Raw genomic sequence first — 22,558 nt, 5'->3', positions numbered from 1 at the left:
GGGAGCGGCCGCGCCGCTCCCGCCAGCTAAAAATACAAAGGAACTATCGTGGGTAAAATTACCGGCTTCATGGAATTCAAGCGCCAGGACGAGCACTATCTGGAGCCTGCCGCGCGCCTGAAGAACTACAAGGAATTCGTGCTGCACCTGTCGGATGCGCAAGCCACCGTGCAAGGCGCGCGCTGCATGGATTGCGGCATTCCCTTCTGCACCACGGGTTGCCCCGTGAATAACATCATTCCTGACTGGAATGACCTGGTGTACCGTGGCGCTTACCGCGAAGCGCTCGACATCTTGCATTCGACCAACAACTTCCCGGAATTTACGGGCCGCATCTGCCCGGCGCCGTGCGAATCGGCTTGCACCCTGGGCATTCACGAAGATCCGGTCGGCATCAAGTCGATCGAACATAAAATCATCGACATGGGCTGGGAACACGGCTGGGTCACGCCGCAGCCGGCCCCTTTCAGCACGGGCAAGAAAGTGGCTATCGTCGGTTCCGGCCCTGCCGGCCTGGCGGCGGCGCAGCAGCTGGCGCGCGCCGGCCATGCCGTCACCGTGTTTGAAAAGAGCGACCGTGTCGGTGGTTTGTTGCGTTATGGCATTCCTGACTTCAAGATGGAAAAATCGCACATCGACTTGCGCGTGAAACAGATGGAAGCCGAAGGCGTGGTCTTCCGCACCAGCGTACTGGTCGGCAAGGATTTCCCTGCCCATGTGAACAACTGGGCCAAGGAAACCATTTTCCCGGAAGACCTGGAAAAAGAATTTGACGCCGTCATCATGGCCGGCGGCGCCGAGCAGCCGCGCGATTTGCCCGTGCCCGGCCGCGAACTGAAAGGCGTGCACTTCGCCATGGATTTCCTGCCGCTGCAAAACAAGGTCAACGCGGGTGACAAGCTCAAGGACCAGATCAAGGCGACGGGCAAGCATGTGGTGGTGATCGGCGGCGGCGACACGGGGTCCGACTGCGTGGGCACCTCGAACCGCCATGGCGCCGCCTCGGTGGCCCAGTTCGAACTGATGCCGCAGCCGCCGGAACAGGAAAACAAGCCGCTGGTCTGGCCGTACTGGCCGACCAAGCTGCGCACCTCGTCCTCGCACGAGGAAGGCTGCGAGCGCGACTGGGCCGTGGCCACCAAGCGTTTCGAAGGCAAGGGCGGCAAGGTGGAAAAGCTGATCGCTTGCCGCGTGGAGTGGAAAGACGGCAAGATGAGCGAAGTGCCGAACTCGGAATTCGAGATGAAGGCTGACCTGGTTTTCCTGGCCATGGGTTTTGTTTCCCCTGTGCAACAGGTTCTGCAAGCGTTCGGTGTCGATACGGATGCGCGCGGCAACGTCAAGGCCAGCACGGACGGCACCGGTTGCTACCAGACGTCGGTGGCCAAGGTGTTTGCCGCCGGCGACATGCGCCGTGGCCAGTCGCTGGTGGTCTGGGCCATCCGCGAAGGGCGCCAGTGCGCGCGCGCCGTCGATGAGTTCCTGATGGGGGCATCGCTGCTGCCACGCTAAGATTTGAGCTGGATCAAGCCAGGGCCACGGCGCGCGATGCGTCGTGGCCCTTGTTCTTTTACTCATGCCGCCGTTTGTTGTGGCGGCGCACGTGCAGGCTCGCGCTTTTTACAATAAAATATCTGACTTTCGATTCATTAGTGTTGTATTCTCCCCCTGTCCCGGGCCGTGCGAGGGGGTGTCTCAGCAGAGGTTGGCGTTTCTGCACTACAATACGCCATTAAAATAGTGAGCTTCGTCGTGCCAAATCTTGTTGAGATCCGTGATTTACACTTTGCCTATGGAGAACGTTCGATTTTATCGGGCCTTCAAATGGATTTCCCACGTGGAAAAGTTGTGGCCGTCATGGGTGGCTCCGGCAGTGGCAAGACGACCGTATTGCGCCTGATCGGCGGGCAGTTGCGCCCCAGTTCCGGCTCCGTGAATATCGACGGCCAGATCGTGCATACGCTCAAAACCGACGAGTTATATCAAATGCGCCGCAAGATGGGCATGCTGTTCCAGCACGGCGCCCTGTTTACGGACTTGACGGCGTTCGAGAACGTGGCGTTCCCCCTGCGCGAACACACGGATCTCAATGAAGAGCTGATCCGCACCCTGGTGCTGATGAAGCTGCACGCCGTGGGGCTGCGCAATGCGGCGCAATTGAAGCCGGCCGAGATTTCGGGCGGCATGGGCCGCCGCGTCGCGCTGGCGCGTGCGATCGCGCTCGACCCCGAACTGATCATGTACGACGAGCCGTTCGCCGGCCTCGACCCGATTTCCATGGGCGTGACGGCCAATTTGATCCGCAATCTGAACGATGCGCTGGGTTCCACGTCTATCCTGGTATCGCACGACGTGAAGGAGTGTTTCGCCATCGCTGATTATGTGTATTTTCTATCATCGGGCAAGATCGTGGCGCACGGCACGCCGGCCCAGATGGCCGTGTCGACGCATCCGTACGTCAAGCAGTTCGTCAATGCCGAGGCCGATGGCCCCGTACCGTTCCACTATCCGGGCAAGTCGCTGGCCGACGACCTGGGCTTGCACGCGGGGGCAGGCCGATGATCGCGCGTTTCCTGGCGGCGATCGGAGCATGGTTGCGGCGGTCGGTACAAGACCTCGGCTTTGCCGTGCGTTCGTTCTTCCTCATCATCGCCTCCTCGGGTGGCCTGTGGCGCCGTCCACACTTGCTCATCGAGCAATTGTTTTACATCGGCAGCCGCTCGGTGCTGATCATCGCCGTGTCCGGCCTGTTCGTCGGCATGGTGCTGGGTTTGCAAGGTTATTACACGCTGAGCACCTTTGGCGCGACGCAGTCGCTGGGGCAGTTGGTGGCGTTGTCCTTGATGCGTGAACTGGGCCCGGTCGTCACGGCGCTGTTGTTCGCCGGCCGCGCCGGTACCTCGCTGACGGCGGAAATCGGCCTGATGAAGGCGGGCGAGCAATTGTCGGCCATGGAAATGATGGCCGTCAATCCGATCCAGCGCGTGCTGGCGCCCCGTTTCTGGGCCGGCGTGATCGCCATGCCTATCCTGGGCGGCATCTTCACGGCCGTCGGCGTCATCGGCAGTTACCTGGTGGGCGTCGTGCTGATCGGCGTCGATGAAGGCTCGTTCTGGTCGCAGATGCAGGGCGGTGTGAATGTCTGGAAAGATATCGGCAATGGTACCTATGTCAAAAGCATGGTCTTCGGTATCGCGGTGACATTCATCGCGCTGTTCCAGGGGTATCAGGCACAGCCGACACCGGAAGACGTCTCCGGCGCTACCACGCGCACGGTGGTGATTTCGTCGTTGATGGTGTGGTGGCTCGATTTCATGATGACGGCGTTGATGTTTAGCAAGTAATTGCCGATCAGCGAACAACAGCTGGCCTGGGCAGGATGTTACGCAGGCGGCAGCAAGTAAAAATTATTTAGGATTGTTTATGCAACGTAAATCTATAGATGTCTGGGTCGGCTTGTTCGTCTTGCTGGGTGTGGCGGCATTGATGTTTCTGGCGCTCAAGGCCGGCAATATGAGCTCGCTGTCTTTCAGCAAGACGTATACCATTAGTGCCAAGTTCGACAATATTGGCGGTCTCAAGCCGCAGGCGCCTGTCAAGGGCGCTGGCGTGGTGGTGGGTCGCGTGGCAGAGATCCGCTTTGACGACAAGACGTACCAGGCGCTGGTGAAACTCGACATCGAAGATGGCTACAAATTTCCGAAAGACAGCTCGGCCAAGATTTTGACGGCCGGTTTGCTGGGTGAGCAGTATATCGGCCTGGAAGCAGGCGGCGATCTGACGAACCTGGCAGAGGGCGACAAGATTGCCCGTACTCAATCGGCCACAGTGCTGGAAGACCTGATCAATCAGTTCATCTACAGCAAGGCAGCGGAAGGAAAGGACAGCAAATGAGCGAGTCGACCAAACAATCCCAAGGCAGCCTGGCGCGTATCGGCCTGGCCCTGGCCATCGCCGCCAGCGTGAGCGCTTGCGCCACCGGCACCAATCCGCGCGACCCGCTGGAAGGGTATAACCGCGCCATGTTCAAGTTCAACGACACCGTCGACCAGGTGGCCCTGAAGCCGGTCGCCACGGCCTACAAGAAAGTCACGCCATCGTTCGTGCAAACGGGCGTGGGCAACTTCTTCGGCAACTTGTCCGATGTGTGGAGCGCCGTGAACAATTTGCTGCAAGGCAAGGGTGAAGCGGGCTTGCAAGACGTCGTGCGCGTCAGCATGAACTCGACCTTCGGTATTCTCGGCCTGATCGACATCGCTTCGCAGGCGGGCATTCCGAAGCATAACGAAGACTTTGGCCAGACCCTGGGCTGGTATGGCATCCAGCCAGGTCCGTACGTGATGCTGCCGCTGCTGGGCCCATCGACCGTGCGCGACACGGTGGCCCTGCCGCTCGATATGACGGGCGACCCATGGCGCTACAAGGATCCGGTCAATGTGCGCAATATCGGTACGGTGACGCGCATCGTCGACAAGCGCGCCGCGCTGCTCGACGCGACCAACCTGATGGAAGCGGCCGCGCTGGACCGCTATGAATTCATCCGCGACGGCTTCCTGCAGGCGCGCGAAAGCAAGGTTTTCGATGGCGATACGGACCGCCGCGACCGCAAAGTGCCAAAAAACGACAGCAGCGATTATGCGCCGGAGTACGATGCGAAACCCCAGGCGGCCCCTGTGGAAGCCCCACCAGCGACCGCTGCGGCCGACGTCGCGCCAGCGGACCTCGTAACATCTGGTAGCAATACCGTGGCTTCCGAGGCCAGGCCCCAGGAGTAAACTCCGGTACAGAAACACCACGGCTGCGATCAACGCCAGCCGGTGCATAGCAACACCATGAAAGGTAGAACCATGAAATTGATGAAACAACTGCTGGCGATGGCGACCATCGCCTTTGCCACCGCCGCTCAGGCCGCCCCCGCGACGGAAGCGCCGGATGTGTTGGTCAAACGCATCAGCCAGGACGTGATCGAGACGGCCAAGGCCGACAAGGCGATCCAGGCGGGCGATATCAAGCGCGTCACCGAATTGGTGGAAAGCAAGATCTTGCCGTATGTGGATTTCCAGCGCATGACGTCCCTGGCCGCCGGCCGCTTCTGGCGCGACGCCACGCCGGACCAGCAAAAGCAGCTGTCCGCGGAATTTCGCACCTTGCTGATCTATACGTATTCGGGCGCCCTGTCGCAGATCAAGAACGAAACCGTGGAATTCAAGCCGCTGCGCGCCGACCCGAGCGACACGGAAGTGGAAGTGCGCTCGCAGGTCAACGTGGCGCGCGGCGAACCCATGCTCCTGAACTACCGCGTGGCGAAAACCCCGTCCGGCTGGAAGATCTATGACATCAACGTGCTGGGCGCGTGGCTGGTGGAAACGTATAAAAGCAGCTTCGCCAGCGAGATCAGCAAGGGCGGCATCGATGGCCTGATCAAGACCTTGCAGGCAAAAAACAAGGCTCTGGCCAGCCGTCCCGCTGCCAAAGCCAAATAATCGGCTATCATATAGCTCCTGAACCAGCTCCAGACCAGCGCAGCCCGACGCCATGCCCGACTCTCTCGATACCTTGCAATCCCTGACTTCCCTGACCGTGCACAATGCCACTGTGGCATTGGAGCAGGGGCTGGATGCCATCCGCTCGGGTCAGACCAAGTTCGACTTGCGCAACATCAAGGCTGTCGATTCGGCCGCCGTTTCCGTCATGCTGACGTGGCAGCGCGCCGCGCAGGATGCGGGCGGCGTGCTGGAGCTGAAAAACCTGCCGAACAACCTGAAAAACCTCACCAAGCTGTATGGCGTCTGCTCGCTCGTCTCGAGCACGCTGACGGCCGACGACTGCGGTAGCGCCGACGGCCACGCCGAACGCAGCCCGTCCGACCTGCATCATCATTGATCCTGTCCCACTCCCCGCATCAGCAGTAGCTTTCAAGCCGGCAGGCCAGCAGCGCCGCCGGATTGATCTCCAAGTGTTCCACGAATTTTCCAACTATAATTGACTGTTGCGCCGCCCTCGTCTGAAGGGGGCGCCCTGCACCGGCCAGCCGGCCTGGATGTCCCCGGCAACTGGCGCATCACACCAGACGCATTACACTTGAAACAAGCACATGACCGCAATTCAAATCACGAATGTAGAAAAGAGCTATAAATCGCTCAAGGCGCTGGGCGGCGTGTCGCTGGCCATCGAGGAAGGCGAATTTTTCGGCCTGCTCGGCCCGAATGGCGCCGGCAAGACCACCCTCATTTCCATCATCGCCGGCCTGATACGCCCCGACGCGGGCACCGTCAAGATCCATGGCCACGATGTGGTCAAGGACTTCCGCAATGCGCGCCGCAACCTGGGCGTGGTGCCGCAGGAGCTGGTGTTCGACCCGTTTTTCACCGTGCGCGAAACCCTGCGTCTGCAGTCCGGCTATTTCGGCCTGCCGAACAACGACAAGTGGATCGACGAGGTCATGGAAAACCTCGACCTGACCGGCAAGGCCGACACGAATATGCGCGCGCTGTCCGGCGGCATGAAGCGCCGCGTACTCGTGGCGCAAGCGCTGGTGCACAAGCCGCCCGTCATCGTGCTCGATGAGCCGACGGCCGGCGTCGACGTGGAACTGCGCCAGACCCTGTGGAAGTTCATCTCGCGCCTGAACCGCGAAGGTGGCCACACGGTCGTGCTGACCACCCACTACCTGGAAGAGGCGCAAGCCATGTGCCAGCGCGTCGCCATGCTGAAAACCGGCAAGGTGGTGGCGCTCGATACCATGTCGGCCCTGATCCGCCGCATCGCCGGCTCGCAGTTGCGGGTGCACCTCAAAAACGGCAGCCTGCCGGCCGACCTGCAGCACCTGGTGCTGCACCCGGAAGAACAGCAGGCGCCGAACAAGTTCAGCCTGCGCGTCAACGAATACAGCGAAGTCGAGAAAATCCTCGCCCGCCTGCGTGAAGCGGGCGTCGAAATCGATGAAATGCAATTGCAACAAGCTGACCTGGAAGATATCTTCTTGCAGATCATGGATAAAGGTACCGTATGATTTCGACAGGATTTCGCACCCTCGTCTACAAAGAGACACTGCGCTTCTGGAAAGTGGCGACGCAAACCGTGGCCGCGCCCGTGCTCACGTCGATGCTGTACCTGCTGGTGTTCGGCCATGTGTTGGATGGCCGCGTGGAGCCGAGCCCCGGCGTCAGCTACACGGCCTTTCTGATTCCCGGCCTGGTGATGATGAGCGTGCTGCAAAACGCGTTCGCCAATTCCTCGTCCTCGCTGATCCAGTCCAAGATCACGGGCAACCTGGTGTTCGTGCTGCTCACGCCCCTGTCGCACTGGGAAATCTTCTCGGCGTATGTACTCGCTTCCGTCGCGCGCGGCCTGGCCGTGGGCTTTGGCGTGTTTGCCATCACTTGCTGGTTCGCCGACCTGTCGTTTGTCGCACCGCTGTGGATCGTCATCTTCGCGTTTCTCGGCGCCGCCATGCTGGGCACCATGGGTCTGATCGCCGGCATCTGGGCCGAGAAATTCGACCAGCTGGCCGCCTTCCAGAACTTCCTGATCATGCCGGCCACCTTTTTGTCGGGCGTGTTCTATTCGATCCACTCACTGCCGCCGTTCTGGCAGACGGTATCGCATTTGAACCCCTTCTTTTACATGATCGACGGCTTCCGCTACGGCTTCTTCGGCGTGTCCGACGTCAGCCCGTGGCTCAGTCTTTCCATCGTCGCCGGTTTCCTCGTGATCCTGGCGCTGGCCTCGATCCGCCTGCTGAAAAGCGGCTATCGTTTGCGTCATTAATTGCGACACATCCCATTACTACCTTATTCAATATCAAGGACTTATCGTGACCACCACTCCAGAACTGATCCACGGCTACCTGTCGGCCGGCCTCGAATGCACGCACCTCGAAGTGGAGGGCGATGGCCAGCACTTCCAGGCCGTGATCGTTTCGCCCGCGTTTGCCGGCAAGCGTTTGATCGCCCGCCACCAGATCGTCTACGCGGCGCTGGGCGACCGCATGCGCGAGGAAATCCACGCGCTGTCGATGAAAACCCTGACACCTGAAGAATTCCAAGGATAAGCACATGGACAAACTCCTCATCAACGGCGGCAACCGCCTGAACGGCGACATCGCCATCTCCGGTGCGAAAAACGCCGCCCTGCCGATCCTGTGCGCGGGTCTCCTGACTGCGGGCGACCTGGACCTGACGAATGTGCCGCACTTGCACGACGTGGCCACCATGCTCAAACTGCTGGGCCAGACGGGCCTGAAAGTGCAACAGGACGGCGACCGCGTGGTCTTGAACGGCAGCGCCATCACCACCCTGGAAGCGCCGTATGAACTGGTGAAAACCATGCGCGCCTCGATCCTGGTACTGGGCCCCATGCTGGCGCGCTTCGGCGAAGCCAAGGTCTCGCTGCCGGGCGGCTGCGCCATCGGTTCGCGTCCGGTCGACCAGCACATCAAGGGCCTGGAAGCGCTGGGCGCCGAGATCCGCATCGAGGCGGGCTACATCTACGCCAAGTGCGCCAAGCTGAAAGGCGCGCGCATCGTCACCGACATGATCACCGTCACCGGCACCGAGAACCTGCTGATGGCAGCGACCCTGGCCGAAGGCGAAACCATCCTGGAAAACGCCGCCTGCGAACCGGAAGTCACCGACCTGGCGCACCTGCTGGTGGCCATGGGCGCGAAGATCGACGGCATCGGCACCAGCCGCCTGGTGATCCAGGGCGTCGACGCCTTGCACGGCGCCTCGCACGCGGTGATCGCCGACCGTATCGAAACGGGCACCTTCCTGTGCGCCGTGGCGGCCACCGGCGGCGATATCACGCTGCGCAATGTACGCACCGATATCCTCGACGCGGCGCTCGACAAGCTGCGCGCCATGGGCCTGACGATGACCTTCGGCGCCGACTGGATCCGCGCCGAGATGTCGGCCCGTCCGAACCCCGTCAGCTTCCGCACCACCGAATACCCGGGCTTCCCGACCGACATGCAGGCGCAGTTCATGGCCGTCAACACCATCGCCAACGGCGCCAGCCGCGTTACCGAGACGATTTTCGAGAACCGCTTCATGCACGTGCAGGAAATGAACCGCCTGGGCGCCGACATCACCATCGAGGGCAACACGGCCATCATCGCCGGCGTCAAGCAGTTGCGCGGCGCACCCGTGATGGCGACCGACCTGCGCGCCTCGGCCTCGCTGGTGATCGCGGCCCTGGCGGCCGATGGCGAAACCCTGATCGACCGCATCTATCACCTCGACCGCGGCTACGACCGCATGGAAGTGAAGCTGTCCGCCGTCGGCGCGAACATCGTGCGCATCAAGTAAAAACAAGAAAAGGAACGAGCATGAACGGATCGAACAACGGTGACAGCTCCCAGCTGATTCTGGCGCTGTCAAAAGGCCGCATTTTTGAGGACACCATGCCGCTGCTGGAAGCGGCCGGCATCAAGGTGCTGGAAAACCCGGAGACCTCGCGCAAGCTGATTTTGGCCACCAACGATCCGAACGTGCGCGTCATCATCGTGCGCGCCAGCGACGTGCCGACCTACGTGCAGTACGGCGCGGCCGATTTCGGCGTGGCGGGCAAGGACGTGCTGCTGGAACACGGCGGCGAAGGCCTGTACCAGCCGATCGACCTGAATATCGCCGCCTGCCGCATGTCGGTGGCGGTGCAGGCCGGCTTTGACTATGAAAAGGCCGTGCACCAGGGCGCGCGATTGCGCGTGGCCACCAAGTTCGTGCACACGGCGCGCGAGCATTTCGCCGCCAAGGGCGTGCACGTCGACCTGATCAAGCTGTATGGCTCGATGGAGCTGGCGCCTTTGGTGGGCCTGTCCGACGCCATCGTCGACCTGGTCAGCACGGGCAGCACCCTGCGCGCGAACAACCTCGTCGAAGTCGAGCACATCATGGAAATTTCGTCGCGCCTGGTGGTCAACCAGGCTGCGCTCAAGCTCAAGCGCGAGCGCTTGCAGCCGATTATCGAGGCGTTTGAACGCGCTTCGCAAGCCTAGACACCTTCAGTAGCAGAAAGCCGATTATGCCGATACAGATACGCAAGCTCGATTCAAGCCAGGATGGTTTCCAACAATCGCTCGATACGCTGCTGGCGTTCGAGGCGGGCACCGATGCAGCGATTGAAACGTCGGTGGCGAAAATCCTGGCCGACGTGAAAACGCGCGGCGATGCCGCCGTCCTGGAATACACCAACCGTTTCGACCGCATCCCGCATGGCGGCGCGGCGGAAATGGCGGCCTTTGATATTTCGCAGGCCGAATTGCAGGCGGCCCTGAATGGCTTGCCGTCGGCCCAGCGCGAAGCGCTGCAGATCGCCGCGCAGCGCATCCGCGCCTTCCACGAACGCCAGCGCGAGGAATTGCGCGGTTTTAGCTACACCGAGCCCGATGGCACGGTGCTGGGCCAGAAGATCACGCCGCTGGACCGGGTCGGCATCTACGTCCCGGGCGGCAAGGCAGCGTATCCGTCGTCCGTGCTGATGAACGCCATTCCCGCGCATGTGGCGGGCGTGGGGGAAATCATCATGGTGGTGCCGACGCCCGATGGCGTGAAAAACCAGATGGTGCTGGCCGCCGCCGCAATCGCCGGCGTGACGCGCGTGATCACCATCGGCGGCGCGCAAGCGGTCGGCGCGCTGGCCTACGGCACGCAGACGATCGCCGCCGTGGATAAAATCGTCGGCCCCGGCAACGCCTATGTGGCCGCCGCCAAGCGTCGCGTGTTCGGCATCGTCGGCATCGACATGATCGCCGGACCGTCGGAAATCCTGGTGCTGTGCGACGGCACGACGGACCCGGACTGGGTCGCCATGGACCTGTTTTCGCAGGCCGAGCACGACGAGCTGGCGCAAGCCATTTTGCTGTGCCCCGACGCCGGCTACATCGCGCAAGTCGAAGAGAGCATCGCCAGACTGCTGCCGACGATGCCGCGCCAGGCCACCATCAGCACTTCGCTGCAAGACAGGGGCGCGCTGATCAAGGTGCGCGGCATGCAAGAAGCGTGCGAGATCGCCAACAGCATTGCGGCGGAACACCTGGAAATCTCGGCGGAAAACCCGCAGCAGTGGGCCGAGCAGATCCGCCACGCGGGCGCCATGTTCCTGGGCCGCTTTTCGTCCGAATCGCTGGGCGACTATTGCTGCGGTCCCAATCACGTGCTGCCAACCTCGCGCACGGCGCGCTTTTCGTCGCCGCTGGGCGTGTACGACTTCCAGAAGCGCTCGTCCATCATTCACGTCAGTGAAGCGGGCGCGCAAACCCTGGGCCGTGTCGCCGCCACGCTGGCGTATGGCGAAGGCTTGCAAGCCCACGCGCGCAGCGCCGAACTGCGTTTGAAGCCGCAGCCATGACGAAGTTGGCGGAGCGGCCGGACTGGGTCAACCGGGTCTATTGCGAAGATGCGCTGGCGGGGCTGGCGCGCATTCCCGATGGCTCGGTGGACCTGATCCTGACGGATCCGCCGTACAACTTGGGCAAGGATTACGGCAACGCCTCGGACCAGCAGTCGGTGGCCGACTACCTGCGCTGGACGGAGGCGTGGATCGATGCGGCGCTGCCCAAGCTGAAAGCCAACGGCAGCCTGTATATCTTTCTGACCTGGCGCTATTCGCCGGAGATCTTCGTCATGCTGAAACAGCGCATGGCGATGATGAATGAAATCATCTGGGATCGCCGCGTGCCGTCCATGGGCGGCAGCGTGCGCAGCTTTTCATCGGTGCACGACACCATCGGCTTCTTCGTCAAGCGCAAGGATTACTACTTCGACCTTGACGCGGTGCGCATCGCCTACGACGCGGCCACCAAGAAAGCCCGTTCGCGCTCGATTTTCATCGGCGCCAAATGGCTGGAAGTGGGCTACAACCCGAAAGACTTGTGGAGCGTCTCGCGCCTGCACAAGGAACACCCGGAACGGGCCGACCACCCGACGCAAAAGCCGCTCGAAATCATCGAGCGCATGCTCAAGGCTTCGTGCCCGCCCGGCGGCGTGGTGCTCGACCTGTTCATGGGCAGCGGCACCACGGCGCTGGCGGCGAAACGCTGCGGGCGCGATTTCGTCGGCTTTGAGTTGAACCCCGATTACTGCGCCATCATCGAACAGCGCCTGGCGGCACTGGCGCAGGAGCTGGCCGCACCGGCCGCTCCCGCACCGAAGGCTGCCAAGGCGGCAGTGAAGAAGCCGGCGGCTGCCAAAAAACCGGCTGCCTTGAAAAAGCCGCCCGCAGTGAAAAAAACGCCGGCCCGCAAGGCGCGCAGCGCCGGCGTGCCGGAAGACGTCGTCATTTAGTCTCCATTTAATTTCATCAGGAGTGTTTGCAGCATGTCTTTCCTCGATCAGTTAATCAGCAACACCGTGCGCTCCGATGTGCGCGCCGTCAACAGCTACCAGGTAGCCGATGCCAGCGGTTACATCAAACTCGATGCGATGGAAAACCCGTATCTGCTGCCGCAGCAGCTGCGCGAGGCACTGGGCGCGCGCCTGGCCGGTGTGGCGCTGAACCGCTATCCGCCGTCGTACGCCAGCCTGCAGGCGGCCATCTGCGCCAATCTGGGCGTGCCAGCCGGCTACGACGTCATGCTGGGCAACGGCTCCGATGAACTCATTTCCATCCTGGCCATGGCTTGCGCCCGCCAGGAGCCGGGCCAGCGCGCCGTGCTGCTGGCGCCAGTGCCGGCCTTCGTCATGTATGCGCGTTCGGCGCAGTTTGCCGGCATGGATTTCGTCGGCGTGCCGTTGAACCCGGACTTCAGCCTGGACATGCCGGCCATGCTGGCGGCGATTGAACAGCACCGCCCGGCGCTGGTCTTCCTCGCGTATCCGAACAACCCGACGGGCAACCTGTTTGCCAGCGCCGACATCGAACGCATCCTCGCCGCCCTCGGCGACTCGGGCATCGCCGTCGTCGATGAAGCCTACGAGCCGTTCGCGCAGCACAGCTTCATGGGCCGCCTGCCCGAATTCGAGAACCTGGTGGTGATGCGCACCGTGTCGAAACTGGGCCTGGCCGGCATACGTCTCGGCTATATGTCGGCCGCGCCGGCCCTGCTGGCGCAGTTTGAAAAAGTGCGCCCGCCGTACAATGTGAATGTGCTGACGCAGGCGGCGGCCGAATTCGCACTCGAGCACCTCGACGTGCTCAATGCGCAGGCGGATCTGCTCAACAGCGCGCGCGACGACCTGGCGCTGCGCCTGGCGGCGTTGCCGGGCGTGACGGTGTTTCCCTCGAAGGCAAATTTTCTTCTGATTCGTGTGGCTGATTCCGACGATGTTTGTGCAAAACTGCTTGCCCGCAGGGTTTTAATTAAAAATATGAGTAAAATGCATGCTGCGCTGGCCAATTGCCTGCGCATCAGCGTCAGCACCCCGGAAGAGAATTCCCTTTTTTACGATGCCTTCAAGGCATCCCTCGTTTAGCCTATCGCCAGAGCCTCCCATGAACCGCACCGCAGAAATCACGCGCAACACCAATGAGACGCAAGTTCGCGTCGCCCTCAACCTGGACGGCACGGGCCAGCAAAAGCTCAATACCGGCGTGCCCTTCCTCGACCATATGCTGGACCAGATCGCCCGCCACGGCTTGATCGACCTCGATATCGAAGCGACGGGCGACGTGCATATCGACAACCACCATACGGTGGAAGACGTGGGCATCACCCTGGGCATGGCCGTGGCCAAGGCCATCGGCGACAAGAAGGGCATCCGCCGCTACGGCCATGCGTATGTGCCGCTGGACGAGGCGCTGTCGCGTGTGGTGCTCGATTTCTCGGGCCGCCCGGGCATCGAATACCACATCCCGTTTACGCGTGCCATGATCGCCGGCTTCGACGTCGACCTGACGCTGGAATTTTTCCGCGGCTTCGTCAACCATGCGGGCGTGACCTTGCATATCGACAACCTGCGCGGCACGAATGCCCACCATCAGTGCGAAACCGTGTTCAAGGCCTTTGGCCGCGCGCTGCGCATGGCTGCCGAGCTCGACGAGCGCGCGGCCGGCATCATTCCATCGACCAAGGGCAGCCTGTAAGCGCCCGCGAACCACTGTAGATTCCGAGATCAAACATGAATAAAATTGTGGTGGTGGATTACGGCATGGGCAACTTGCGCTCGGTGGCGCAGGCGCTGCGTGCCGTGGCGCCGGAAGCCGACGTGCGCATTTCCGGCGTAGCTGCCGATATCGACAGCGCCGACCGCATCGTCTTGCCGGGCCAGGGTGCCATGCCCGACTGCATGCGCAGCCTGCGCGAATCGGGCGTATTGGAGGCGCTGCTGCGCGCCGCCGACAGCAAGCCCGTGCTGGGCGTGTGCATCGGCGAGCAAATGCTGTTCGACGGCAGCGAAGAGGGCGATGCGGCCGGTCTGGGCTTGTTGCCAGGCAAAGTCGTGCGCTTCCAGCTCGACGGCCAGGTGCAGGAAGACGGTTCGCGCTTCAAGGTGCCGCAAATGGGCTGGAACCAAGTGCGGCAAACGGCGTCCCATGCGATGTGGGATGGCATTGCCGACAACGCGTATTTTTACTTTGTGCACAGCTATTTTGCTCAACCTCAAGAAGCGGCGCACACGGTGGGCGAGACTGTCTATGGCGCGCCGTTCGCTTGCGCCGTCGCGCGTGATAATATTTTCGCGACACAGTTTCATCCTGAAAAAAGTGCTGCCGCTGGCTTGCAGCTGTACAAGAACTTTGTTCACTGGCAACCTTGATGTGAGCTACGTGACCCTTTCAGCTTTTTTTCGCTTCTTCACTCACTTTAAACCACACTGACCATGCTGCTAATTCCCGCCATCGACCTGAAAGACGGTCACTGCGTACGCCTGAAACAAGGCGATATGGAACTTGCCACCGTATTTTCCGAAGACCCGGCCGAGATGGCCCGCCATTGGCTGATGCAAGGCGCGCGCCGGCTGCACCTGGTCGACCTGAACGGCGCGTTTGCCGGCAAGCCGAAGAACGAAGGCGCCGTCAAAGCCATCCTGAAGGCGGTGCAGGATTTCGCACTGGAAAACGATATCGAGGAAATCCCCGTGCAGCTGGGCGGCGGTATCCGTGACCTCGACACCATCGAGCGCTATCTCGACGCCGGCATCACCTACGTCATCATTGGCACGGCGGCCGTGAAAAGCCCCGGCTTCCTGCACGACGCCTGCGGCGCCTTCCCGGGCCATATCATCGTCGGCCTCGATGCCAAGGATGGCAAAGTGGCAACGGATGGCTGGAGCAAGATGTCGGGCCACGAAGTGATCGACCTGGCGAAAAAATTCGAAGCCTACGGCGTCGAGTCGATCATCTACACGGACATCGGCCGCGACGGCATGATGGGCGGCATTAACATAGAAGCCACCGTCAAGCTGGCGCAAGCGGTCAAGATCCCCGTCATCGCCTCGGGCGGCCTGCACAATATTGGCGACGTGGAAGCGCTGTGCGCGGTCCAGGCCGAAGGTATCGAAGGCGTGATCTGCGGCCGTTCCATCTATGAAGGCACGATCGACCTGGCGCAGGCGCAAGAACGCGCCGACGAACTGACCGACGCCGCCGTTTAAGCCAGCCCGGCCGGGGTGCGCCTGCGCGTGCCCTGGCCTGGCGACAATCTGGAACCCATCATGCTTGCAAAACGTATCATCCCCTGCCTCGACGTGACCAATGGCCGCGTCGTCAAAGGCGTCAACTTCACGCAATTGCGCGACGCCGGCGACCCGGTGGAAATTGCCCGCCGTTATGACGAGCAGGGCGCCGATGAAATCACTTTCCTCGACATTACCGCGTCCAGCGACAACCGCGGCCTGATCTTCGACATCATCGAAGCCGTCGCCTCGCAAGTGTTCATTCCGCTGACCGTGGGCGGCGGCGTGCGCGTGGTGGAAGACGTGCGCCGGCTGCTCAACGCGGGCGCCGACAAGGTCAGCATCAACACCTCGGCCGTGACGAATCCCCAGCTGGTATTTGAGGCATCGCAAAAGCACGGCTCGCAATGCATCGTCGTCGCCATCGACGCCAAGCAGGTGTCGCCCGGCAAGTGGGAAGTGTTTACCCATGGCGGGCGCACCGCCACGGGCCTGGACGCCTTTGCATGGGCCAAAAAGATGGAAAGCCTGGGCGCTGGTGAAATCTTGCTCACCAGCATGGACCGCGATGGCACGAAGGTGGGCTTTGACCTGGGCCTGACGCGCGGCGTGTCCGACGCCGTCAGCATCCCCGTCATCGCCTCGGGCGGTGTGGGCGGCTTGCAAGACCTGGTCGACGGCATCAAGGTGGGCCGCGCGGATGCCGTGCTGGCCGCCAGCATCTTCCACTATGGCCAGCACACGGTACAGGAAGCCAAGCGTTTCATGGCGCAGCAGGGCATTCCCATGCGTCTGGCGTAAACAAAATAGTACCCAGGATATAGAACATGCAAAACGGAACCATCGTAGCAAGCAATGCCAAGTGGCTGAAAAAGGTCAGATGGGACGAGCACGGCCTGGTGCCCGTGATCGCGCAGGAAGCGGGCAGCAATGACGTGCTGATGTTCGCCTGGATGAACCGCGACGCGCTGGCGCGCACGGTGGAACTGGGCGAAGCCGTGTACTGGAGCCGTTCCCGCAAAAAACTGTGGCACAAGGGCGAAGAATCGGGCCACACGCAAAAAGTGCTGGAAATCCGCCTCGATTGCGATGAAGACGTGGTCTTGCTGAAGATCGAGCAGGCCGGCGGCATCGCCTGCCATACGGGCCGTCATTCGTGTTTCTTCCAGAAATTCGAAGGCGACGAAAAAACGGGCGAATGGCAAATCACCGATCCCGTGCTGAAAGACCCTGAGACGATTTACGCGGAAAGCAAGAGCAAATGAGTGAAACTTTAAAGCGCCTGGCCGCCGTGATCGAATCGCGCAAGCTGGCCAATGGCGGTGACCCCGCCACCTCCTATGTCGCGCGCCTGTTTGCCAAAGGTGACGATGCCATTTTGAAAAAAATCGGCGAAGAGGCCACGGAAACGGTGATGGCCGCCAAGGATGCGCGCCGCGACAACGACCCGTCGAAGGTCCTGTACGAATGCGCCGACCTGTGGTTTCACTCGCTGGTGATGCTGGCGCAGTTCGACCTGACGCCGCAGCAGGTGCTCGACGAGCTGGCGCGCCGTGAAGGCCTGTCCGGCCTGGAAGAAAAGGCGGCACGCAAGGATGAATTGCGCGACGCCAGCGAAACAGACAAACACTGACCTACTGGAGCGTGCGTGGATAACTGTATTTTCTGCAAGATTGCTGCAAAACAAATTCCTTCGTCCATCGTGTATGAAGACGAGGACTTGCTGGCCTTCAAGGACATCAACCCGGCCGCCCCCGTACATCTGTTGCTGATTCCGAAGCGCCACGTGGCCAGCCTGTCCGACTGCGACGATAGCCATACGGACATGCTGGGCAAGCTGCTGCGCCTGGCGCCGAAACTCGCTGCCGAGTTCGGCTGCGCTGTCACGTATGAGGCCGATGGCACACCCGTCGGCGGCTTCAAGACCATGATCAACAGCGGCCCGAACGGCGGGCAAGAGGTGTATCACCTGCACATGCATGTGTACGGCGGCCCCCGCCCCTGGCGTGGCCAGCACTGATTTCGCCGTACGCCGGGTTCGCGTGTATACTACCGGCATTGGTCGACGCTATTCGGGCACCGTCCCGCAAGGAGAATGTGATGGGTTCATTGAGTATTTGGCACTGGGTGATCGTTCTGGTCATTGTGATGCTGGTCTTCGGCACCAAGAAACTGGGCAACATCGGCGGTGATATCGGCAAGGCCGTCAAAGGCTTCAAGGATGGCGTCAAGGGCGACGATGACGCCCCGGCAGCCAACACCCCTCCTGCTGCGCCATCGCAAGTGGCCGACAAAAGCACCATCGACGTCGAGACGAAAGAGAAAAGCAAGTTCTGATAGCGTGGCGGGGCGCTTGCCTCGTCCGGTAACAGCCCTTGTCCGCTTATGATCGATCTCGGTCTCTCTAAAATCGCCATCATCGGCGTGGTTGCATTGATAGTCATCGGCCCTGAAAAGTTGCCGAGAGTGGCGCGCATGGCCGGTACCCTGTATGGCCGCGCGCAACGCTACCTGAACCAGGTGAAATCCGAAGTCTCGCGCGAAATTGAAATGGAAGAGCTGAAAAACCTGCAGAAGGAAGTGCAGGATGCAGCCCATTCCGTCAAGCAAAGCGTGGAGAAATCCATGCATGGCGTGGAAAACTCGATCTCCGGCAACCTGGCCGAGGTGGAAAACGCCTGGCGCGGCGATTCCAGCTCGTATGATGGACACCACGATGCGCATGAAGCCATGCTGCGCGCCACCAATGACGACCTGGCCCGCAAGGCGCGCGAATTCCGCCGCAAGAAGCTGGTGCGCAATTCCGCCATCCCTGGCTGGTACAAGCAGCGCCATGGCGGCAAGCAGCACGTGCAGTCGGCGGCCGCCCGCGTGGCGCGCTTCCGTCCGCGCGCCAGTTCCTCCTCCTTTTACTCATGAGTAGCAAATCCCCGGTGGAAGAAACCTTTATCTCGCATCTGGTCGAGCTGCGCAACCGCCTGGTCAAGGCCTCGATCGGCATCGCCGTCGTCTGCGCCGTGCTGTTCTATTGGCCCGGCCCCTCGCAGATCTACGATTTTATTGCCGCGCCGATGATCGCCTCGCTGCCGGCCGGCTCGAAAATGATCGCCACCGGCGTGATTTCGCCGTTCCTGGTGCCGATGAAAGTGACGCTGGTGATCGCCTTCATCGTCGCCTTGCCCTGGGTGCTATACCAGATGTGGGCGTTTATCGCGCCCGGCCTGTACACGCATGAAAAGCGCCTGATCGCGCCGCTGGTCATTTCCTCGTCCCTGCTGTTCATGGCCGGCGTGGCCTTCTGCTACTTCTTTGTGTTTGGCCGCGTCTTCCACTTCATCAGCGACTTTTCGCCATCGTCGATCGCGGTGACGCCCGATATCGAAAACTACCTCGATTTCGTCATGTCGATGTGCCTGGCCTTTGGCGCGACGTTCGAAGTGCCCGTGGTGGTGGTGATCCTCGTGCGCATGGGCTTGGTTACTATCGCGAAACTCAAGGAAGTGCGTCCCTACATCATCGTCGGCGCCTTCGTGATAGCCGCCATCGTCACGCCGCCGGACGTGGTCAGCCAGTTCTCGCTGGCCATCCCCATGTGCCTGTTGTTCGAGCTGGGCCTGCTGGTGGCGCCCATCTTCGTCAGGGCCACCCAGGCGCCGGAAGAAGCGTCCTAGACGCTGTACCATACTCGTAAGCAAAAGCCGCTGACCTCTTTCGGAAGCAGCGGCTTTTTTATTGCCAGAGGGGGTAGGTGAGTGCTTACTGCAGCATCAATTTGCTGAGGATGCCCAGGTTGAGCAGGATCAGGGTGCTCATCATCCAGTACACGTGTTTCATGTCCGCGCCATGGCGCAAGTCCAGGCGTTCCAGGCGCGCATCGAATTTTTGCTCGGAGTGATCGAATCTGGCATCGAATTGCTGTTCAAGTGCATCTATTCTGCTATCGAACTTCTGCTCCAGTGCATCTATTCGGCTATCAAGTTTTTGTTCCAGTGTATCTATTCGGCTATCAAGTTTCTGTTCCAGTGTATCTATTCTGCTGTCGAGTTTCTGTTCCTGCGCATCTATTTTCACATCAAGGGCCCCCACCCTGGTGTCGACTCTTTGCGCCACCAGCTTGATTTCCCCCAGCAGATTGCGTGCCAGCGCCGCCAGTTCGCCATGCACGACCACGGCTGAGCCGAGCACATCACCCAGGGCTGCCGCATGCGCTTCCGCTTGCTGCGTGGGCACGCCGGCCGAGGCGAGGCGTTTGGCGTAATCGAGGGTGTCGAACTGGATGGGCATATGCATGGACGCTCCTGACTATCACCCTAGCAGAAAAATCGGCAATTGCCAGTGAGGAGTGCGGTGGCGCCTGCCTTCCCGTCAGCTTAATGGGCAGGGGCGCTGGCGGTTTGCGACGGCGCAAACGGATGCAAAAAGGGCGCCGCAGCGCCCTTTGCAAGCCGATGGCGAGCGCCAGTTAATTCATCAGTTCCTTGATGACTTTCACGGGGGCGCTGCCGTAGCTGAGGAATTGCTCGTGGAAATCCTTCAGCACGAATTTGCTGCCCAGCGCTTGCTTGCGCTGTTCGCGCAAGTCCATGATTTCGCTGTAGCCGCTGAAATAGCTGGTCAGCTGAACCGAGCTCAGCTGCACGCGGCGCCATTTTTCCGTCGCTTCACGCTTGGTCTGGAAGGCCTGGCGCGTCAGCAGGTCCAGCGCCTGCTCCTGCGTCATGCCCTGCACGTGCACGCTGTAGTCAAGGATGGTGTTGGTGACGCTGCGCAAGTTCCACTTCGAATACATCAGCCACATTTCCGGCGCATTGTTGCCATAGCCCGATTCAAGCATCATGCGTTCGCCATACACGGCCCAGCCTTCGATCATGGCGCCGTTGCCGAAGATGGACTTGACCAGCGACGGCGACTTGTTGGCATACACGAGTTGCGTGTAGTGGCCAGGGATGGCTTCGTGGATGTTCAGGATCTGCAAGATCCAGTGGTTGTACTCGCGCAAGCTGCTTTCCGCCTGTTCCGCCGTTTCGCCATCGAGCGGCGTCACGTTGTAATAGGTGCGGTCCTGCGGACGGTAGGGGCCGGGCGCCTCGATGCTGGCGCCAGCCACGCCGCGCTGGTAAGCGGGCGTTTCACGCACGACCAGGGGCTTTTTCGGGTCCATCGTCAGCAGGTTGTGGCTGGTCACCCATTCCTGCAACTCGGGGATCTGGCGGCGGATTTCCGGCACGAAATCGGCGGGCGCCACGTGATTGCTGGACAGCTTGTCGATCACCATGCCGATCTTTGCCGTGCGGTCCGCCGGCTTGGCCGTGGCGCCCATGGTTTTCACCCACAGCTCGTCGGACAGGCTATCCATGTGCTCAAGCAACTTTTCGCGCGCGGCCAGGGCTTTCTGGTACATCTGCTCGGCGCTCACGCTGGCCTGGATATCGTAGGCAAATTTCTGTTCGTACAAATCTTTGCCGATGCGGAAGGAGCGCGCGTTGCCGTTCTGCGCCAGCGCGGCATCCTGCTCCGTCAGCCAGGCGGCATATCCTTGCACGGCCGAGCGGGCCGCGGCGATGCGCGTGTGGTACAGCTGTTTTTCGAGCGGCGTCAGGATGGACGCCTGTGCCGTCTTGTTCAGATCGTCAAGCACGCTGAGCACGCCGGCGCTCTGGGCGATGGCCAGTTGCGTGTGTTCGCGCGTGGGGTTGACGATGCTGGCGCGCGCGGCCGCATAGTATTGCGGCACGCTGGCGATGCGCTTGAGCAAGGTGCGCAGGCGCTGCGGCTGCGCCGCGTATTCCGTGTTCAGGATGAAGTCGATGGAGCCGGCCACGTTGTACTGGGCGGGATTCCATTCGAATTCGCGGAAGGTGGTCAGATACCAGCGGTCCGATTGCAGTTTATTCGTCAGCAAGGCCAGGTCGGTACGTTGCTTGTCCGACATTTTGCTGGCATTCAGCTTGCCGAACTTGCCCAGCCATTCTTCGATGAAGGCCAGTTGCTTCTGGCGGCTGGCCGCGTCGGGAATGCTCAGGTTGGCGGCGCCATCGTACTTGCCGACCGAAATCGCGCTTTCCGGGTCCATGCGCCACAGGGCCGTGAGGAACTGGCCGCTCAGGTTATTCATGGAGCGGTCGCTGCTGTTCTCGCTGGCGACGGCGGCGACCGTGGCTGCCGTGGCGGCACTGACAACGGCCGCTTTCTTGGCGACGGTTTTTTTCTTGCTGCTGCTGGTACTGGCCTTGCCGTTCTTCTGCGGCTTCTTGGCGGCGCTGGCCGGTGTCAGGGTAAAGGCCAGCATCAATGCGGCGAGCGCAACTTTATTTTTTATTAGCATAGTTCATCTCTTGAATATTTTGCTGTTTGTTATCATCGGAAAATAATAAACTGATAATATAAGTAACAAACAACTATTGAAAGGTTGGCTTTGCTTGCCAGGGCGGCCAAAGATTAGCATTAATTGCCGCGCTTGCGCAGTTTTTTGCCAAGCCAGCCAGCCCCGCTAGACGACGATGGCGCTGCCTTGCAGCATCTCCTGCTGACGCGCATTGATGGCCGCCACGGCATCCTTGCCGCGCGCCATGCCGGTGGCGTGGATTTCGATGTCTTGCGTGTAGCGCTGGCTGACGCGCACCGTGTAGGACTGGAACAGCCAGCTCCAGAAATTGGTTTCGTAGACGGCTTCATCCATGTCGCGCCATTTGACGCCCATGAGTTTCTTTTTCCACGGCAAGATGCCGGACGCCAGCCACACGCCCGCCTCATCGTAGTACAGCTGATAGCTGCGGATGGTCAGCAGGCGGTAGCCGACGATCAGGGCCGAGCCGATCAGCACGACGAAGGCGGCGCGCGCGTTGTACTTGAAGGCCAGCGGCAGGGCGGCAAAGAACAGCAGCACGGCAATGACGAAGGTGCTGACATAGGCGGTCCAGGATTTGCCGCACAAAAAGGTGGCGCGCTGGCCGGCGCTGGTGGCGATAAAGTCGGTCATGGCGTGGGATAGAAACAGGGAAAAA

28 protein-coding genes are annotated in these 22,558 nt (G+C 61.1%); 25 read left to right on the top strand and 3 right to left on the bottom strand.

Features of this window, described 5'->3' with window-relative positions:
* The first annotated feature begins 48 nt into the window (after positions 1-48).
* From FJQ89_RS17720 to tatC, 25 genes are all read left to right on the top strand, one after another.
* Positions 49-1,512 (top strand): glutamate synthase subunit beta, encoded by a 1,464-nt coding sequence (locus tag FJQ89_RS17720; protein ID WP_141171114.1) that lies wholly within the window; start codon positions 49-51, stop codon positions 1,510-1,512.
* Positions 1,513-1,752: 240 nt separating this feature from the next.
* Positions 1,753-2,562 (top strand): ABC transporter ATP-binding protein, encoded by an 810-nt coding sequence (locus FJQ89_RS17715; protein WP_099764359.1) that lies wholly within the window; start codon positions 1,753-1,755, stop codon positions 2,560-2,562.
* A complete protein-coding gene (gene mlaE, locus FJQ89_RS17710; protein ID WP_141171113.1) occupies positions 2,559-3,344 on the top strand; it encodes a lipid asymmetry maintenance ABC transporter permease subunit MlaE in 786 nt (261 codons plus the stop codon). Before FJQ89_RS17715 ends, mlaE begins: the two co-directional genes overlap by 4 nt.
* 79 nt (positions 3,345-3,423) lie before the next feature.
* Positions 3,424-3,894, top strand: a complete 471-nt coding sequence (mlaD, locus tag FJQ89_RS17705) for an outer membrane lipid asymmetry maintenance protein MlaD (protein ID WP_071074988.1) — start codon at positions 3,424-3,426, stop codon at positions 3,892-3,894.
* On the top strand, positions 3,891-4,775 hold the full coding sequence (locus FJQ89_RS17700; protein WP_141171112.1) for an MlaA family lipoprotein: 885 nt from the start codon (positions 3,891-3,893) through the stop codon (positions 4,773-4,775). The genes mlaD and FJQ89_RS17700 overlap by 4 nt, the downstream gene beginning before the upstream one ends.
* Before the next feature lie 72 nt (positions 4,776-4,847).
* On the top strand, positions 4,848-5,483 hold the full coding sequence (locus FJQ89_RS17695; RefSeq protein ID WP_141171111.1) for an MlaC/ttg2D family ABC transporter substrate-binding protein: 636 nt from the start codon (positions 4,848-4,850) through the stop codon (positions 5,481-5,483).
* A gap of 52 nt (positions 5,484-5,535) precedes the next feature.
* Positions 5,536-5,883 carry an STAS domain-containing protein gene (locus FJQ89_RS17690; protein WP_141171110.1) on the top strand — a complete coding sequence of 116 codons (348 nt, stop codon included), beginning with the start codon at positions 5,536-5,538 and terminating at the stop codon, positions 5,881-5,883.
* Positions 5,884-6,094: 211 nt separating this feature from the next.
* Positions 6,095-7,012 (top strand): ABC transporter ATP-binding protein, encoded by a 918-nt coding sequence (locus FJQ89_RS17685; RefSeq protein ID WP_141171109.1) that lies wholly within the window; start codon positions 6,095-6,097, stop codon positions 7,010-7,012.
* Positions 7,009-7,770 (top strand): ABC transporter permease, encoded by a 762-nt coding sequence (locus tag FJQ89_RS17680; protein WP_070290316.1) that lies wholly within the window; start codon positions 7,009-7,011, stop codon positions 7,768-7,770. The genes FJQ89_RS17685 and FJQ89_RS17680 overlap by 4 nt, the downstream gene beginning before the upstream one ends.
* A 46-nt stretch (positions 7,771-7,816) precedes the next feature.
* Positions 7,817-8,053: a BolA family protein gene (locus FJQ89_RS17675; RefSeq protein WP_010402134.1), complete on the top strand. Its 237-nt coding sequence runs from the start codon at positions 7,817-7,819 to the stop codon at positions 8,051-8,053.
* 4 nt (positions 8,054-8,057) lie between these two features.
* Positions 8,058-9,308 (top strand): UDP-N-acetylglucosamine 1-carboxyvinyltransferase, encoded by a 1,251-nt coding sequence (murA, locus tag FJQ89_RS17670; protein ID WP_076569461.1) that lies wholly within the window; start codon positions 8,058-8,060, stop codon positions 9,306-9,308.
* A 20-nt stretch (positions 9,309-9,328) separates the two neighbouring features.
* On the top strand, positions 9,329-9,997 hold the full coding sequence (gene hisG, locus FJQ89_RS17665; protein ID WP_034753828.1) for an ATP phosphoribosyltransferase: 669 nt from the start codon (positions 9,329-9,331) through the stop codon (positions 9,995-9,997).
* 26 nt (positions 9,998-10,023) lie between these two features.
* A complete protein-coding gene (gene hisD, locus FJQ89_RS17660; RefSeq protein WP_141171108.1) occupies positions 10,024-11,349 on the top strand; it encodes a histidinol dehydrogenase in 1,326 nt (441 codons plus the stop codon).
* Positions 11,346-12,284 carry a DNA-methyltransferase gene (locus FJQ89_RS17655; RefSeq protein WP_141171107.1) on the top strand — a complete coding sequence of 313 codons (939 nt, stop codon included), beginning with the start codon at positions 11,346-11,348 and terminating at the stop codon, positions 12,282-12,284. Before hisD ends, FJQ89_RS17655 begins: the two co-directional genes overlap by 4 nt.
* A gap of 33 nt (positions 12,285-12,317) precedes the next feature.
* Positions 12,318-13,412 carry a histidinol-phosphate transaminase gene (hisC, locus tag FJQ89_RS17650; RefSeq protein ID WP_141171106.1) on the top strand — a complete coding sequence of 365 codons (1,095 nt, stop codon included), beginning with the start codon at positions 12,318-12,320 and terminating at the stop codon, positions 13,410-13,412.
* 19 nt (positions 13,413-13,431) lie between these two features.
* Entirely contained in the window at positions 13,432-14,022 is a 591-nt protein-coding gene (hisB, locus tag FJQ89_RS17645) for an imidazoleglycerol-phosphate dehydratase HisB (RefSeq protein ID WP_010402123.1), read from the top strand.
* A gap of 35 nt (positions 14,023-14,057) precedes the next feature.
* Positions 14,058-14,696, top strand: a complete 639-nt coding sequence (hisH, locus tag FJQ89_RS17640) for an imidazole glycerol phosphate synthase subunit HisH (RefSeq protein ID WP_141171105.1) — start codon at positions 14,058-14,060, stop codon at positions 14,694-14,696.
* A 63-nt stretch (positions 14,697-14,759) separates the two neighbouring features.
* Positions 14,760-15,533, top strand: coding sequence for a 1-(5-phosphoribosyl)-5-[(5-phosphoribosylamino)methylideneamino]imidazole-4-carboxamide isomerase (gene hisA / locus FJQ89_RS17635; RefSeq protein WP_141171104.1), 774 nt, complete (start codon positions 14,760-14,762; stop codon positions 15,531-15,533).
* 60 nt (positions 15,534-15,593) lie between these two features.
* Positions 15,594-16,355, top strand: coding sequence for an imidazole glycerol phosphate synthase subunit HisF (gene hisF / locus FJQ89_RS17630; protein WP_096232613.1), 762 nt, complete (start codon positions 15,594-15,596; stop codon positions 16,353-16,355).
* Between the two features lie 26 nt (positions 16,356-16,381).
* Positions 16,382-16,819 carry a phosphoribosyl-AMP cyclohydrolase gene (gene hisI, locus FJQ89_RS17625; RefSeq protein ID WP_071074999.1) on the top strand — a complete coding sequence of 146 codons (438 nt, stop codon included), beginning with the start codon at positions 16,382-16,384 and terminating at the stop codon, positions 16,817-16,819.
* A complete protein-coding gene (locus FJQ89_RS17620) occupies positions 16,816-17,187 on the top strand; it encodes a phosphoribosyl-ATP diphosphatase (protein ID WP_141171103.1) in 372 nt (123 codons plus the stop codon). Before hisI ends, FJQ89_RS17620 begins: the two co-directional genes overlap by 4 nt.
* A gap of 15 nt (positions 17,188-17,202) precedes the next feature.
* Positions 17,203-17,574 carry a histidine triad nucleotide-binding protein gene (locus FJQ89_RS17615; RefSeq protein WP_141171102.1) on the top strand — a complete coding sequence of 124 codons (372 nt, stop codon included), beginning with the start codon at positions 17,203-17,205 and terminating at the stop codon, positions 17,572-17,574.
* An 80-nt stretch (positions 17,575-17,654) separates the two neighbouring features.
* A complete protein-coding gene (tatA, locus tag FJQ89_RS17610; protein WP_071075001.1) occupies positions 17,655-17,891 on the top strand; it encodes a Sec-independent protein translocase subunit TatA in 237 nt (78 codons plus the stop codon).
* Positions 17,892-17,939: 48 nt separating this feature from the next.
* A complete protein-coding gene (tatB, locus tag FJQ89_RS17605; RefSeq protein ID WP_141171101.1) occupies positions 17,940-18,473 on the top strand; it encodes a Sec-independent protein translocase protein TatB in 534 nt (177 codons plus the stop codon).
* Complete coding sequence (gene tatC / locus FJQ89_RS17600; protein WP_141171100.1) at positions 18,470-19,225, top strand: twin-arginine translocase subunit TatC; 756 nt, start codon at positions 18,470-18,472, stop codon at positions 19,223-19,225. Before tatB ends, tatC begins: the two co-directional genes overlap by 4 nt.
* Positions 19,226-19,310: 85 nt before the next feature.
* On the opposite strand, the gene FJQ89_RS17595 is transcribed toward tatC, so the two are convergent.
* The 3 genes from FJQ89_RS17595 to FJQ89_RS17585 form a co-directional block, all read right to left on the bottom strand.
* Positions 19,311-19,844, bottom strand: coding sequence for a hypothetical protein (locus FJQ89_RS17595; RefSeq protein WP_141171099.1), 534 nt, complete (start codon positions 19,842-19,844; stop codon positions 19,311-19,313).
* Positions 19,845-20,016: 172 nt separating this feature from the next.
* A complete protein-coding gene (locus tag FJQ89_RS17590) occupies positions 20,017-21,879 on the bottom strand; it encodes a DUF885 domain-containing protein (protein ID WP_141171098.1) in 1,863 nt (620 codons plus the stop codon).
* Positions 21,880-22,044: 165 nt separating this feature from the next.
* The gene (locus FJQ89_RS17585) at positions 22,045-22,533 is read right to left on the bottom strand and encodes a hypothetical protein (RefSeq protein ID WP_141171097.1); all 489 of its coding nucleotides are present in this window, start codon (positions 22,531-22,533) and stop codon (positions 22,045-22,047) included.
* Positions 22,534-22,558 lie beyond the last annotated feature (25 nt).

Source organism: Janthinobacterium tructae, from assembly GCF_006517255.1.
Classification (GTDB): Bacteria; Pseudomonadota; Gammaproteobacteria; order Burkholderiales; family Burkholderiaceae_D; genus Janthinobacterium; species Janthinobacterium tructae.
This window is presented reverse-complemented; position numbering and strand designations above follow the sequence as displayed.